Annotated in this window: 1 protein-coding gene and 1 pseudogene; one reads left to right on the top strand and one right to left on the bottom strand. The window is 34.2% G+C overall.

Annotated features, from left to right (window positions below; genetic code table 11):
- On the bottom strand, window positions 1–299 hold a 299-nt coding region (locus E1176_RS00750; RefSeq protein WP_155208681.1), incomplete at its 3' end, for a DoxX-like family protein.
- 158 nt (window positions 300–457) lie between these two features.
- Between E1176_RS00750 and E1176_RS00755 the strand changes: the two are divergent.
- Window positions 458–1,082, top strand: a pseudogene (locus E1176_RS00755) (hypothetical protein); the annotation flags it as partial.

Consider the following 1,082-nt stretch of genomic DNA (forward strand, 5'->3'; position numbering starts at 1 on the left):
CCCCAAAGTAGTAATTCTGATGCGATGAAAAACTCCAGAATATTCATTGAGGCTACTATTACTATTTGAAAGACTGCGTTTATTTTTGGTTTTATTTTACTCAATACCCACACTGCCATACCAACTTCTAAAAGCCCGATAATTATCGTAAAAGTTCTTGAGTATTGATCTCCAATAATTGTAGAAACAATTTGCTGATGTCTCGGAACAAGATTCAATACTTTGCAAAGTAATCCGTTAATAAACCATACGGCTGCAATAAGATATGTTAAAATCGCATATAACTTAGTGTGATTCAACTTGAGAAAATTGAAGTGGTTTTCAAAAAATAAAACATGCTAATCTAATGATTAATTATTGATTTATCGCTAAAAAGCTACTTGTTAGCTCTTTCAGTCTTTCCTCTGGCAACAAGTATTGGTTTAAACTAACTTAAATATTCGATGTTTATACATTGATGAAGCGTAAAACGCTATTTAATAAAACCTATAACTTACTGCTCTCCGAAGCATCGAAGGAAAAGGCTGAAATCTATATAGTGTGGATTTCTATAGCGAGTTTTGTCATTCACCTGGCACTTATCTTTTTGGCGCGTGGTGATCTATTGCACTTTGAGAGCAATTCCAAATTATTACAAAATCCGATATCGGCTATTTATACGCCATTTTCATTTATTCTTCTTTTTGAGGTGTATTTGCTGGTGTATCATATACCTCATTCTACCACCAACTACGTGGCCAAGCAATATGAGATCATTACTTTGATTGTGGTGCGAAGATTATTTAAAGACATCGCAAATATAGACCTGACAGATAATTGGTTTAGAGACGCTTATGACCTTCAGTTTACTTTCGATATCATCACCACCTTACTATTATTTTTGTTCATTTTCTATTTTCATAAACTCAATCAGAAAGAAGAAAATAAACCTTACAATGACCTTTCTGCCAAAGTAAGGAGGTTTGTGACCAGGAAAAGAGTAATCGCGGTGTTGTTGGTAGTTGTTGTTATAGCACTGACAATTTACAGTTTTACGACTTGGTTGGTAGGTAGTATTACTCCGATCTTTGATGATGAGGCGA

It is taken from the genome of Fulvivirga aurantia (assembly GCF_009711475.1).
Classification (GTDB): domain Bacteria; phylum Bacteroidota; class Bacteroidia; order Cytophagales; family Cyclobacteriaceae; genus Fulvivirga; species Fulvivirga aurantia.